The 14,056-nt window shown below is 42.8% G+C and carries 11 protein-coding genes and 2 pseudogenes; 3 read left to right on the top strand and 10 right to left on the bottom strand.

Annotation, left to right across the window (positions count from 1 at the left end; all coding sequences use genetic code 11):
* Window positions 1-728 (bottom strand): 3'-5' exonuclease (locus BSCG_RS04270; protein WP_008777177.1); only part of this gene is annotated, 728 nt, incomplete at its 3' end.
* Window positions 729-829: 101 nt separating this feature from the next.
* Window positions 830-1,954 carry a DNA polymerase III subunit beta gene (gene dnaN, locus BSCG_RS04275; protein WP_004297029.1) on the bottom strand — a complete coding sequence of 375 codons (1,125 nt, stop codon included), beginning with the start codon at window positions 1,952-1,954 and terminating at the stop codon, window positions 830-832.
* A 153-nt stretch (window positions 1,955-2,107) separates the two neighbouring features.
* Between dnaN and BSCG_RS04280 the strand changes: the two genes are divergently transcribed.
* Window positions 2,108-2,482, top strand: coding sequence for a DUF3127 domain-containing protein (locus tag BSCG_RS04280; protein WP_004297031.1), 375 nt, complete (start codon window positions 2,108-2,110; stop codon window positions 2,480-2,482).
* Between the two features lie 104 nt (window positions 2,483-2,586).
* Here BSCG_RS04280 and BSCG_RS04285 read toward each other — a convergent pair whose 3' ends face one another.
* The 5 genes from BSCG_RS04285 to BSCG_RS04305 all read right to left on the bottom strand — a co-directional run bounded on the left by BSCG_RS04285 (window position 2,587) and on the right by BSCG_RS04305 (window position 7,855).
* A complete protein-coding gene (locus BSCG_RS04285; RefSeq protein WP_008777175.1) occupies window positions 2,587-4,161 on the bottom strand; it encodes a DUF3352 domain-containing protein in 1,575 nt (524 codons plus the stop codon).
* A gap of 83 nt (window positions 4,162-4,244) precedes the next feature.
* Window positions 4,245-5,003: an MBL fold metallo-hydrolase gene (locus BSCG_RS04290; RefSeq protein ID WP_004311496.1), complete on the bottom strand. Its 759-nt coding sequence runs from the start codon at window positions 5,001-5,003 to the stop codon at window positions 4,245-4,247.
* Window positions 5,004-5,013: 10 nt separating this feature from the next.
* Window positions 5,014-6,006 (bottom strand): UDP-N-acetylmuramate dehydrogenase, encoded by a 993-nt coding sequence (gene murB / locus BSCG_RS04295; RefSeq protein WP_004297035.1) that lies wholly within the window; start codon window positions 6,004-6,006, stop codon window positions 5,014-5,016.
* Window positions 6,007-6,053: 47 nt separating this feature from the next.
* Complete coding sequence (locus BSCG_RS04300) at window positions 6,054-6,902, bottom strand: DUF4348 domain-containing protein (protein WP_004297036.1); 849 nt, start codon at window positions 6,900-6,902, stop codon at window positions 6,054-6,056.
* The gene (locus BSCG_RS04305) at window positions 6,902-7,855 is read right to left on the bottom strand and encodes an NAD-dependent epimerase/dehydratase family protein (protein WP_008777174.1); all 954 of its coding nucleotides are present in this window, start codon (window positions 7,853-7,855) and stop codon (window positions 6,902-6,904) included. Before BSCG_RS04305 ends, BSCG_RS04300 begins: the two co-directional genes overlap by 1 nt.
* Window positions 7,856-7,992: 137 nt before the next feature.
* On the opposite strand from BSCG_RS04305, the gene kbl reads away from it, so the two are divergent.
* The gene (gene kbl, locus BSCG_RS04310; protein WP_008777173.1) at window positions 7,993-9,186 is read left to right on the top strand and encodes a glycine C-acetyltransferase; all 1,194 of its coding nucleotides are present in this window, start codon (window positions 7,993-7,995) and stop codon (window positions 9,184-9,186) included.
* A 202-nt stretch (window positions 9,187-9,388) separates the two neighbouring features.
* Window positions 9,389-9,796 carry a DUF2721 domain-containing protein gene (locus tag BSCG_RS04315; protein WP_004304023.1) on the top strand — a complete coding sequence of 136 codons (408 nt, stop codon included), beginning with the start codon at window positions 9,389-9,391 and terminating at the stop codon, window positions 9,794-9,796.
* A gap of 31 nt (window positions 9,797-9,827) precedes the next feature.
* Here BSCG_RS04315 and BSCG_RS04320 read toward each other — a convergent pair.
* The 3 genes and pseudogenes from BSCG_RS04320 to lysA all read right to left on the bottom strand — a co-directional run bounded on the left by BSCG_RS04320 (window position 9,828) and on the right by lysA (window position 14,028).
* Window positions 9,828-12,091 (bottom strand): annotated as a pseudogene (locus tag BSCG_RS04320) (ATP-binding protein).
* A 156-nt stretch (window positions 12,092-12,247) separates the two neighbouring features.
* The gene (locus tag BSCG_RS04325) at window positions 12,248-12,727 is read right to left on the bottom strand and encodes a ferritin (RefSeq protein WP_004304025.1); all 480 of its coding nucleotides are present in this window, start codon (window positions 12,725-12,727) and stop codon (window positions 12,248-12,250) included.
* 141 nt (window positions 12,728-12,868) lie between these two features.
* Window positions 12,869-14,028, bottom strand: a pseudogene (lysA, locus tag BSCG_RS04330) (diaminopimelate decarboxylase).
* Between the last annotated feature and the right edge of the window lie 28 nt (window positions 14,029-14,056).

Genomic DNA, 14,056 nt, shown 5'->3' with positions numbered 1-14,056 from the left:
GCCTTAGTGTTCAACGTGAAATCACTATTCAAAATCCAACTGTAATATCCGGGATCTTTCTTCAAAACCTCGGCTACAGACATTCCTTTATATTTTCCGAAGTTGAACACTTCCACCCCATTATCATCGTACACCATGCGTCCGGCAAAGTCTACATTCTTGCTGAAACTTGAATAATCTGCCAGGAACGCAATATCATTCTGAAGATCGGAGTAACGGTCGAGCTGTGCTTTCAGCACTTCGTAAGTGGCCCGTGTATCTGCTTCGGCAGTGTGTGCATCTTCCAGATTCTTGTCGCAATAGAATTTATAGGCAGCAGACAGGGTGCGTTGTTCCATTTTGTGGAAGATCACCTGTACGTCTACAAATTTGCGTTTCGTCATATCAATGTCCACTCCGGCGCGAAGGAACTCTTCAGCAAGGACAGGAATATCAAAACGATTGGAATTAAATCCTGCCAAATCGCAACCTTCAATGTCCCTGGCTATGTTTTTCGCCACTTCTTTGAAAGTAGGGCAATCGACTACGTCGGCATCATAAATGCCATGTATAGCAGAAGATGCTTCCGGGATATGCATTTCAGGATTGATACGTAATGTTTTTGCTTCTTCATTTCCATTCGGATATACTTTCAGATAGCAGATTTCAACAATTCGGTCTGTGTTGATATTGGTTCCGGTTGTTTCTAAATCAAAAAAAACAATGGGATTTTTCAGGTTTAATTTCATTTCTAATTATTTTTTCCACCACAGAGTAACACAGAGTTCTACAGAGCAATAAATACATAAAACACTCTGTGGAACTCTGTGTTATTTTGCGGTGATTACTATTAATCATTTAGCATCATCGGCATCAGCAGCATCAGCAGGTCTTCGTTTTCTTCCTGCTCTACCGGGATGATTACTCCGGCACGTGAAGGATCTGCGAGTTCGATGACTACTTCGTCTGCTGAAATATTGTTCAGGATATCGATGAGGAATGTCGATTTGAAACCGATGCTCATTGCTGCACCTGCATACTGGCAAACTTGTGTTTCTTCGGCAGAAGTAGAGAAGTCAATATCTTGTGCGGAAATCACAATCTGGTTTTCCTGCATACGGAGTTTAATCAAACTACTTGCCTGCGACGAGAAAATAGACACACGACGCAAAGCTCCTACCAACTGTTGACGGTCTACGGTCACTTTGTGCGGGTTGTTCTGCGGAATTACCGAGTTGTAGTTCGGGTAACGTCCTTCAATCAGGCGGCAAACCATCCGGTAGCTTTCAAGCATGAATACAGCATTGCGTTCATCGAATTCGATCGTCACTGTGCCTTGTTCTTTCGGCAAAAGATTCTTAAGCAAAGTAGCCGGTTTCTTTGGAAGGATGAAGGCTGCACGCTCGTTACCTTTGGCTGCCAATGTCTTGCAACGCACCAGTTTATGACCGTCTGAAGCAACCATTGTGATGTCTTCTGTGGTAATATCGAAATAAATACCGTTCATCACCGGACGAAGTTCGTCATCGGCAGTAGCAAATACCGAACGGTTGATACCTCCCAGAAGTACACTTGCCTCCATTTCTACACGGACTGCATTATCACCCAGTGTAGCCGATTGCGGGAATTCATCCGCATTCTGCCCCATCAGGCTGTATTTTCCGTTCTGGTACTGCACTGTTATTTCATAATTATCCGGATTGATTTCAAATGTAAGTGGTTGTTCCGGGATTTCTTTCAGTGCATCAAGCAATGTTTTCGCTACTACGGCAAAACGCCCGTTTGTATCGCTTTCATTCACTTCTACGGTAGTCACCATCGTTGTTTCACTGTCGGATACAGTCACAGACAATGTTCCGTCTTCCAATTCGAAGAGGAAACAATCGAGAATTGGCAGCGCATTTTTTGAATTAATCACACGGCTGATGGCCTGTAAATGGCTGGAAAGAGCAGTACTTGAAACGATAAATTTCATATATTTTCGTGTATTTAAGTTTTAAATGTTCTATCGCACAAAGTTACGAAAAAAGATTTGGGCTGCCCAATAAAACAAAAGAAAAAAACAGGTATTGTGTGAGGGATATTACTAAAAAATTGTAACTTCGCCCCAGAATTTAAAATTATCGCAATGGAATTTACAGGAAAAATCATCGCTATCCTCCAGCCCAAAGGAGGAGTTTCAAAAGCTACCGGCAACGAGTGGAAAGCGCAAGAGTTTGTTATCGAAAGTCACGACCAATATCCACGCAAAATGTGCTTCGAAGTATTTGGGGCAGATAAAATAGATCAGTTCAACATTCAAATGGGCGAAGAACTGACTGTTTCATTCGACATCGATTCTAACCAATGGCAAGACCGCTGGTTCAACAGAATCCGTGCATGGAAAGTAGAACGTGTCAGCGTAGGTGCCCCAATGGCTACAGGCGGTTCCGTTCCTCCCGCAGCTCCGTCGGCAATGCCGGAATTTACTCCGGGCGACGCAAAAGACGATCTGCCATTCTAAACCGAAAGTCATTCGTCGGACGAATAAGCATAAAAAACTCCCGATAGAATTTAATTCTGTCGGGAGTTTTTTTTTATAGAATGATTGTATATAAACCACAATTTTTATTCTGATTTATATTTCAAAACAATATTGGGATATACTACTCCATCGGTACAGGCAAACTGGACAAAGAGTGTAAAATTACGGAAAAAGTCTGCATTGCGCATGAAGAAATCCGGTACGAAACGGACGTGATTTTCCGATTGCCGGAACACGTGATCGAAATCCGCCATCAGCATAAAATGATATGAATCAGACAGGTGATCCATACCCGTCTGATAAGCCATTGCCCCATTAAGCACTTCCCCTTTATCCAGTTGGCGAATATAATGCGACAGGCTATCCTCATCCGGAGCGAGTAACAAACGTCCGCCATAAAATGCTGCATACACATCCAAAGTCGGTTCAACAAAACTGGTCAGTTGTTTAAACAATGTTGTTTGAGGCAACCGATAGACCAAGTATGCCTTATTTACAGTATAACAAAAAGTAATACGGGGAGTTTTTCTTCCTTCATCTGCCGGAGCAGTATTGACAAAGGCACGAAGCATCCTTTCAGCTTCCGTCACATCTGCCACAGACAGGCTCAAGACTGCCGCTGCATCCTGCAACGTATCTTCACGCTGGAAGAGACAGGCAACCAGGTCTTGCCCGGCATTTTCCATCAGATAGCGGGAAAATTCCTTATCTCTATTCTGCACTTCACTCGTGCGGACTGCCCCGTTCTGCTCCTGCGCATTTCCATAAGAAAGTAAAGACGCCCAGTCCGTAATCCCCTGTCTGCTAAAATAGAAAGCAGTGGAGGGCAGTGCTTCACCCGGGAAGCCTTTGACTGATTGCTGCTGGCGAAGTTGTTTTATAAATGCAAAGCAAGTATCTGCATCATGAGTGATGCCGGAGAAATAAATAAAATCATCTTTCATCTTCATGTCAAATTCCGTCCATCCCATCATCCCTTTCATACGGGTATAGATTGTGGCGGCCGCTACACTTTTTTTCGGAGCACGCACTCCTGTAAAGGTCGGATCATCCGCCAATGATTTGTCACTCTTATATGCATCAATAACGTTTTCAATCAGTTTTTTCTGAAAACTTAACGCCATAAAATCAGACGTCAGATAGCAGGCTAGAAAATCACCATCTGCCATCGGGTAAATGATTATTTCCTCTCCTTTGTAAACAAACGTTTTCGGTGGATAAAGCGAAGATATATATTTACGCACAAACCTGTTCACCAATTCCTTATCCCCATTTCCCAATCTGCAATAAAGTACCTGGTTCCGTTCGTTATCCGGTTCGTGGAAACTAATCAGCATCTGATTCATTTGCCGACTCAAGCCATGGGGAGTATCTTCCGAGAGGGCATAAAGGCTTTGTTTCAGATAAGAAAAAAGTTTGGATACATAAAGATATTGCTGATTTTTACTACAAGTCAGATCATCGACCTCCGCTACAAACTCGAGCACATCATCGGTAACAAACACGGCTGAAGTGGTGGATGGAACCAGTTCATAAAGATCAAAATCTTTCTGCCCTTCGGCCGCCGACAGTCTAAAAAAAGAGTACAATGCGAAACCTGAGCACAAAAGTACAACAGAAGACGTGATCGCTATTTTCACTATCGTACGAAGTTTCATAATATTCGCTGTTTATCGGCTAGGTGCAAAAATAATAATTTCTACAAAGAAAACAAAACTTTTGCTAAAAATTTCACCGATAATCAAAGATAGATATCCAATCCGTCGAATGCCAGGTGAATATTTTCCGGAAGGCTCTTTTCAACCTCCGCATGCAAGCCCATATCATGACTCATGTGTATAAAGTACGTCTTCTTTGCCTGAATGCGCTGCGCCACTGCCAGTGCTTCTTCCAAATTCTGATGAGTAGGATGCGTGGCAATCCGAAGTGCATTCACTACCAAAACATCTATTCCCGCCAATTGTTCATAGGATTCTTCGGGCATGGTCAGCATATCAGTGATATAACCTAATTGCCCGATACGATATCCCAGAATAGGCAATCGGCCATGCATCACACGTAAAGGAAGCACCTCCGTGTGGTTAACTGAAAAAGCCTGTCCCACCGAGATTTCCTGCAAAGGAATGTCGGGAACTCCCGGATAACGATGGTCAACAAAACAATAGGGCATACGCAAGCGCAAGCCTTGTGCCACATAATTTTCCGCATAAATAGGCACTGAACCAAACCGGCAAAACGGACGCAAATCGTCCAACCCACCCACATGGTCATAATGTTCATGCGTAATGAGCACACCATCTATCTTCTCAAAAGGAAGACGCAATACCTGTGTCCGGAAATCCGGACCGCAATCTATCAAAATTCGCGCATCATCTGTCTCAACAATAGCAGATGCACGCAATCGGTTATCTTTCGGATCGGTAGAAGTACAAACCGGACATGTACAGCCGATTTGGGGTACTCCCGTCGATGTTCCACTTCCAATGATTCTTACTTTCACTTGTTACTTCTCAATTTATTAAGTTAACTTCCGGGTGGATATCAATGCCAAACTTCTCATGAACAGAGGCTCGGACTGCATCTGAAAGCGCAAGAATATCGCTACCTTTTGCTCCACCAAGATTCACTAACACCAGCGCTTGTTTATCATGTACGGCAGCCGGACCTAAGGCCTTACCTTTCCAGCCGCATTGGTCGATCATCCATCCTGCCGGAATTTTCACCCGATCTTCTGCCAGCTCATAGTAAGGTATCCGGGGATATTCCTGCTGCAGGGCTTCCAGTTTTTCTTTCGGCACAATGGGATTCATAAAGAAGCTGCCGGCATTTCCCATTACCTTCGGGTCGGGCAACTTGCTCTCACGAATATCAATTATCACTTTCCGTACAACAGAAAGCGTCAATGCCGGATATTTTTCAAGCTCCTGACGAATGGTTCCATAATCTAACGTATAATGTTCTTTTTTACTAAGTCGGAAACGGACATAGGTGACAAAAGCCGACTTGTTTTCCGGGCGTTTAAAGATACTGTTGCGGTAGGTATATCCACACTCTTCCACCGAATAAACGCGTTCTTCAGCTTGAATGTTCACCGTTTCCACAGCTGTTATCAGATCTTTCACTTCAACGCCATAAGCTCCGATGTTCTGTACCGCGCTCGCTCCGACCTCACCGGGGATGAGCGACAGGTTCTCCGTTCCATACCATCCATGTTCTACGCAATATGCAACGAAGTCATCCCATACTACTCCCGCTCCCACTCGTACCGACACAGAGTGTTCATCTTCCTCCGTCACTTCGATTCCTTCAATGCGGGAATGGAGTATCAATCCGTCGTAATCTTTGGTAAACAACAGGTTACTGCCGCCACCAATATGCAAAAAAGGTGTCACAATGGCACCTTGCACAATCAGCTTCTTCAGTTCTTCAACCGAAGAATATTCTAAAAAACGAGCGGCACTGACATCGATGCCGAATGTATTGTAGGGCAAAAGAGAATACATATATTTTTAGTTATAAGTTATACTGTTATAGTGCATCGTAACCTGTATCAGATACTTGTATCTTCAAACTTATACAATTCCCATTCTCCGGCTTTCCGGCGGAAATAAAGGATATTGGAAAAACCATTTCCGATACCTTTCAACGCCAGGATTTTCGTGGGCGAATCATCGTCATTCCGCTGTCCGTAATTAATATTAGAAAGGCGGTCGACAGGAAGTACCGGTTTGAAGGCGAACCACTGATTAAGATCGAGGGTTGTCTCCAAAATGGAGAAATCATCGTCCGGATCACTGGTTACAAAAGCCAACGGCTCCCGCACACGCTGACTCTGAAAAAGACTATCCGTTGCAAAATGTCCGAAAAACTCAACAAAGTTTTCATTATCACTTTGTTCAATGGGCCGCAGGTTGATTGCCTCCAGTATCCATGCACCTTTGATACGTTCAAAATAGTATCTTTTCACCATTCGTGTTTTCACGAACATCCACTCTACCTGCACAGAAGTGAGGGAGGTATCTCCTACTAAATCCATATCTTCTTCTCTATCAAACAGCAGTGTATAATAATGCTGTTTGGTAAACAAGTCATCATGCTTCCAGTTGCGTTCCTCAATGTTTGACTTCTTATCTCCATTGTAGTAGGGCAATGGAAATTTCACACGCTGACGCTGTAACACATCATCGGAAGCAAAATTGTAAATAAAATCATCGAAAGATTCATCCGCCTGTATAGGCTGCGGATCTTCCGGCGATTTATCATGGTGGCTAGAATCGGCTATCTGCCGGACTGAATCCACCTCTTTAGTAATAGATGCGAAGGGGTCAATATTTGTTTTCTTGTTTCCACAAGAGCTCAATATACCGAGCAGTATGACCCCTGCAATTAGTTTTTTCATTATTTCAGTTTCTCTCTTAACTTTTCAAGCATATCCACCGTCATGCTTTCCAAATTGTAGGCCGGCTTCCATCCCCACTCTTCACGAGCACAGGTATCATCCAGACTATCGGGCCAGCTATCGGCTATGCGCTGCTTCAAAGGATCTATATCATAAATCATCTCAAACTGCGGCATATGCTTCTTGATAGCTTGATATATCGTTTCCGGATCGAAACTCATGGAAGCGATATTGAAAGCATTGCGGTGTATCAATCTTGCCGGATCGGCTTCCATCAGTGTGATTGCTGCATTCAGCGCATCCGGCATGTACATCATATCCATTAAAGTGCCTTGCTTAATGGGGCACACAAACTTTTCTCCTTTCACTGCCGAGTAGTAAATATCGACAGCATAATCGGTCGTACCTCCTCCCGGAGGGGTCACATTCGAAATAATGCCCGGAAAACGGACAGCACGGGTATCGACACCGTATTTATTAAAATAGTAATCACTCAACAACTCTGTCGTTACTTTAGTGACTCCATACATGGTACGGGGACGTTGAATGGTGTCCTGCGGTGTTTTCGTGTGAGGCGTACTAGCGCCAAACGAACCGATAGAACTCGGAGTAAACACCGCGCACCCTTGTTCACGTGCCACTTCCAGCACATTCCACAATCCATCGATGCCTATTTTCCAAGCCAGCTTGGGTTTCGACTCGGCAACTACAGACAACAGAGCAGCCAAGTTATAAATCGTATCGATATGATACTCTTTTACTACAGATGCAATCGCCTCGCCGTCCGTTACATCAGCAATAGCCGACGGTCCCGACTCCTTTAATTCCCCTTTAGGTTCTGCACCCGGAATATAACCAGCTACTACATTTGCATTTCCGTAACGTTTACGTAGCTCCATCGTTAGCTCCGACCCTATCTGTCCGGTAGCTCCAATAATCAAAATGTGTTCCATTTTTTCTTCTGACTTAGAATATCAAGCTTAAATAGTGCGCAAAGTAAGCACTTTTTTTTTCAGATTTTAATCAAAAAGACATTGTTATTCCAAGAAAAATTGTGTCCTTTGCAATATAACTTAATCACCCAAACACTATGTACGGTAAAATGCAAGAATATCTCCGCCAAACATTGGCTGAAATCAAGGAAGCCGGACTTTATAAAGAAGAACGACTGATTGAAAGTGCGCAGCAAGCTGCCATCACTGTAAAAGGTAAGGAAGTATTAAACTTCTGCGCAAACAACTATCTAGGATTGTCCAATCATCCCCGATTAATCAAGGCTTCGCAGGAAATGATGAACAACCGTGGATACGGAATGTCTTCCGTCCGTTTCATTTGTGGAACACAAGATATACACAAAGAACTGGAAGCTGCCATCTCGGACTATTTCCAGACTGAAGACACGATTCTGTATGCTGCCTGCTTTGACGCTAACGGCGGTGTATTCGAACCACTTTTCTCTGAAGAGGATGCCATTATCTCGGACTCGCTAAACCATGCTTCTATCATTGACGGGGTACGTCTTTGCAAAGCAAAACGTTACCGTTATGCCAATGCTGACATGAAAGACTTGGAAAGATGTCTGCAAGAAGCGCAGGCACAACGTTTCCGTATTGTTGTTACGGACGGTGTGTTCTCAATGGATGGCAACGTAGCTCCGATGGATCAGATTTGTGATCTTGCCGAGAAATACGATGCGTTGGTAATGGTGGATGAATCCCACTCTGCCGGTGTGGTAGGTACCACTGGTCATGGCGTAAGCGAGTTGTATAAGACTCACGGACGTGTAGATATTTATACCGGAACGTTGGGTAAGGCTTTCGGCGGTGCACTGGGAGGATTTACCACCGGTCGTAAAGAGATTATCGATTTGCTCCGTCAACGTAGTCGCCCGTATTTGTTCTCCAACTCATTGGCTCCGGGTATCATCGGTGCAAGTCTTGAAGTTTTCAAGATGCTGAAAGAGAGCAATGCACTGCATGACAAGTTGGTTGAAAATGTAAACTACTTCCGCGATAAGATGACGGCTGCCGGATTTGATATTAAACCGACACAAAGTGCTATCTGTGCTGTTATGCTGTATGATGCGAAGTTATCCCAGATTTACGCTGCACGCATGCAGGAAGAAGGAATCTATGTGACAGGTTTCTACTATCCGGTAGTGCCGAAAGATCAGGCCCGCATCCGTGTACAGATTTCTGCAGGACACGAAAAAGCACATCTTGACAAGTGTATCGCTGCCTTTATCAAGGTAGGTAAAGAACTCAACGTATTGAAAGCGGAATAACTCCGAAGCAAGGTTTCCTTGCGGAATCTATATTTTAGGCGCAGATTACACGGATCACACAGATTTCACGTATCTTACACAGTTGCTTTATAACAAGCTTCATTCTAAAAAACGTATAATACGTGAAATCTATGTAATCTGCACCTAAATTCTCTTTTATAAAATGAATTTTGAACCGCTACTTGACTACAAAAAATAGATTATGGAAGAACTGACCCTCACTACTCCTGCCCTACTTTTCTCGGCAGTTTCATTGATTTTGTTGGCTTACACCAACCGTTTCTTATCGTATGCCCAACTTGTGCGCCAACTGCGTGACCGCTACGTGGAGAACCCTTCGGATATCACTGAAGCTCAAATCGAGAATTTACGGAAACGGTTGAACCTGACCCGTACAATGCAAGGACTGGGTATTGCAAGTCTTTTTCTTTGCGTAGTCAGTATGTTTCTTATTTATATCGGACTGCAATTATTTTCTGCTTACGTATTCGGACTGGCACTGATTCTGTTGATAGCCTCTCTAGGCGTATCTTTCCGCGAAATACAGATTTCCACCCGTTCACTGGAGATTTACTTGGGAACGATGGAGAAAGGGAAAAACAAAAAATAACACGGTTGACAATCCCTCCTATTAAGTTTTATCAAGACACTACCCGGCAAGGAAGGATGACCGTAAAGCGACTTCCCTTGCCTACTTCGGATTTGAGTTCAATCCTTCCACCCAGTTTTTCTATAATTACCTGACAAATAGAAAGCCCCAATCCTGCTCCCTGTGAAAATTCGTTCTGTTTGTAGAAACGGCTGAAAATCATCCGTTGTTCTTCGCGTGGAATACCTCTCCCAGTATCTTCTACATAAATCCGCACATGCCCCTCATCCGGCAGATAAATATACCCTAATTTGATATATCCGGTTTCCGTAAATTTACTGGCGTTATTCAAGAAATTTGTTAGAACTTGTATCAAGCGCTCTCTATCCACATTAATTTCCAAAGGTATATTATCCACTTCTTTCAGGAATTCCAGGCGTGGAGCAATCAATACCTGGTGAGTCATATAAATGTCATCAATCAGCTCTCTCACCCTACATTTCTTAAACGAGAAAGACATATAGCCTGATTCGATACGAGAAAGCTCCAAAATATCGTTAATCAATTTGAGCAACAACTCGCTGTTCTTATTAATAGTGCCGATGTATTCTTCGCGTTCTACGGAACTCAATCCATCTTCCAATGCCAGAATATTGGCAAAACCCACAATCGAATTAAGTGGAGTACGTATCTCATGGCTCATATTTGCCAGGAATGATTGTTTCAATTCTGCCTTTTCAGCGAGTAAGCGTGCAGCTTCCAGTTCCTCTTCACGATCTTTTATATCTTGTATGTTGAGCAGCAAACCTGCTGTTTTATATTCACCACCCGAAAGCTGTTTAGTAGTATAACGAAACTCCCACCACTATAGCCTTTACCGTCGAAGTTACAAAGCTCCTGCACAATTTTTTTATGAGCACTTTTCAGATTTCGCCAGTTGAACTTCACTCCCTCCCAATGATCGGGATGAATAAAGCTCATGAATTCCTTAAACGATAGTTGTCTAGGATTTAACCCTTGCGACGCCCAGAATGCATCTTCAAAAACAAAACAACCCTTATCCAATCTCCAAGCATACGTCATTCCACCCTCAATGGCTAATGACAATGTTTCTTTTTCATCAGCCAATGCTATAAGAGCCTGTTTTTTCCTCATCTGTTCCCGAAGATATAGCCACCAAAGAGAAGCAAAAAATAAAATCAGGAAAAGAACAAATGAAGCGACTAAGGCTCCCCACAAAAATGGATATTCATCTCTGAACGGAATATTGATAATACGATATTTAGCAGGAATACTTTCCTTACTCAAACCAATTTGCGTCATTGTATTCCAGTCTACGACATACTCTTTCCGGCTTTCAACAATGGGTATATCCGAAGGGCTTGCGCCATGTAATATGCGAACGGCAGTTTTCACCTCTTCTTCTACCTGAATAGGCAGCGAAGTGATGTATCCACCCAACAACTTCTCACCAAACCCAAAGGCTTCATTGATGGCTGTCAGACTAGGACTACCACAGATACTCCCAATATTAATAGTGGTGTAATCACGTTTCAACTGGATATAACATTGATCGCGGTAACTCCTGTTCAAAACCCACATAAAAGTAGCATTCGAATGGTTTCTGGCATTACGCAAAGGAATAGCCATGAAACGGGTATAGCCTTCTTCCTGTGCCAAACGTATCTGTTCTTCAGGAGAAAGTTCGGGATTATCTATGAATCCGGTCACTTTATATCCTTTAAACTGCTCCTTTGCATCTCTTCTGATTTGTCTGTCGATATAGGTAGTATCAAGCATGGTAAACAAACGAACGTGCTCACCGAAAAGCTCTTTTGCCACACTGATATTCTCATTAAAGGCTATCTTGTCATGGAAGCCTGTCACGTTGGGATGATGTTTCAGTAATCCCCAATTCGGATAATTGACACCACCAAAAACTACAGGCACTTCTTTCGCCAACTGAATTCCGCATTTCATCAATGAATAAGTAGCCTAGTCTTCATTCACCAGAATCACTTCCGGCCGCCAATCTTTCGATACGGAATCAACCAGAAAGCGCATCCGCTCAAGTTCCGGCTCTTCCCAGTAGGATTCACAGTCTAAATAAACGGTACGAATATCAGCATCAATTTTCTCTTTTTCAAATTGCTCCGCTATCATCCGGTTAAATTCCGGATAAGCCGCATAAGTCTCCTCATAAGAGTGGATAACCAGAATACGCCGTTCTTCTTTTTGAGAACAACTACTCACCCCCAAAAAGAGCAATAAAAATACAGGGAGCAATCTAAAAATTCCTCTATTCACACCATTCATTTATAATAATCGGGATTAATTTTTCTCTGACTCGTAATACAAAGGTAGTTTATTTTCGAACATATAAGCCTAATAAGTGAAAAAAAAGAAGCTGTCTGAACAGAAATTCAGGCAGCTTCTATCTATATAAAGAACTATTTTTTCAGAGTAGCATCATTAACGCTGTCCCAATTGTGAATCTACAAAGAAAATTCCGGTATCACCAGCCTTCTTGATCTTGTCAACAATGCCTTGTGCTGTAGCTTCTTCTTCTACTTGTTCGCGAACAAATCCCCACAAGAAATCCTGTGTTGCTTTATCCTTTTCAGCAGCAGCTACGTCTACCAGCTTGTCTACCAATTGAGAAACATGACATTCATGCTTGTAAACGTGTTCAAACACTTCGAGAGGTGTACCCCATCCGTTAGGAACAACATCTATTTTATCTACTTTAGCAGTTCCTCCACGTTTGATGATATAATCTGCCATTGCATAAGCGTGTCCCATTTCTTCCTGGGATTGCTTTTTCATCCAATGAGCAAAACCGCTGAAACCTTCTTTCTCAAAATAGAAAGACATTGCTAGATACAGGTTAGCAGACCACATTTCAGCAGTAATCTGTTCGTTAATTGCATTCTGTAATTTTTCTGAAATCATAATCGTATTTTTTATTAAGTTGTTAATGTAGTTTCTTTTTGAACTCATTACAAAAATAACAAGCTTTCAGTTAAAATTGTTCCATGCACCCTATATTTTTAAACTACATTCACATTTTGATTGTAGTGGTTCATTTTTTACTTACACCAGTTCGTCGGAAGTATATCCTTTCGGCAGTTCACGACAGTTGTATCCGGAAGCCATTATTTCACCATAAGCACCAGCAGAACAAGGGCTATCAAGTCACCACGCTTCACTTTGTTCAGGTCAATTGCTTTTCCGAAAACATCCGACGATTCACAGATCGGTCCTACTACATCGTATGCCTCCAATGGTTCTTCGGAAGTAATATTTTCCATTTTATGGAATGCCTGATACAGAGCCGGACGGATAAGATCGGTCATACCTGCATCCAGGATGGCAAATTTCTTCCGTGTGCCTTGTTTTACATACAAAACCTTAGAGATTAAGGAACCGCACTGTCCTACAACTGCACGTCCCAATTCAAAATGCAAGGTCTGATAAGGACGTAATTTCAGTTGTCCGGCATAGGTAGCAAAGTAATCCTTGAAGTTCGGAATAGCCTGACGATTGGGATGTCCGTAGTCAATTCCCAAACCACCTCCTACATTAATGTGTTCTACCAGAATTCTGCGAGCTTCCAATTTATCCTGCAATTCATTGACACGATTACAGAGAGCTACAAAATCGCCCATATCCAGAATCTGTGAACCAATGTGGAAATGAAGCCCGATAAACTTTACGTTTTTCATCTCCTGCGCCACATCTATCACCTTGTCCATATCCTGCATGCTGATACCGAATTTGTTTTCCGCCAAACCGGTAGTGATATTTGCGTGAGTATGTGCGCCTACATCCGGATTGATACGGAAAGCAACATTAGCCACCTTATTTTGAGCAGCAGCCAATTCATTGATTACTTCCAGTTCGGGAATAGACTCTACATTGAAACAGAAGATGCCGTACTCCAGCCCGAGGTTAATTTCCCAGTCTGCTTTACCTACTCCTGCAAAAACAACTTTATTGGCCGGAAATCCTGCACGGATAGCGGCACGAATTTCTCCACCGCTCACACAGTCGGCTCCCATTCCGCTCTCACGGATGATGGTAAGTACTTTCGGGTTAGCATTTGCTTTAACAGCGTAATGCACTGAATAATTAGGATATTTGGCAACCTCATGGTTAATAGCCGACAATGTATCGCGCAGCACTTTGGTATCGTAATAATAGAAAGGTGTCTGCAAAGTGCGGAATTTATCGATTGGAAATATTCCCTTCATAATTCGAAAAACTTGTTTAGTTGGTTAA

Origin of the sequence: Bacteroides sp. 2_2_4, assembly GCF_000157055.1 — a bacterium.
Taxonomy (GTDB): Bacteria; Bacteroidota; Bacteroidia; order Bacteroidales; family Bacteroidaceae; genus Bacteroides; species Bacteroides ovatus.
Note: the sequence above shows the minus strand (reverse complement) of the source record. Positions and strands in the feature narration are given on the sequence as shown.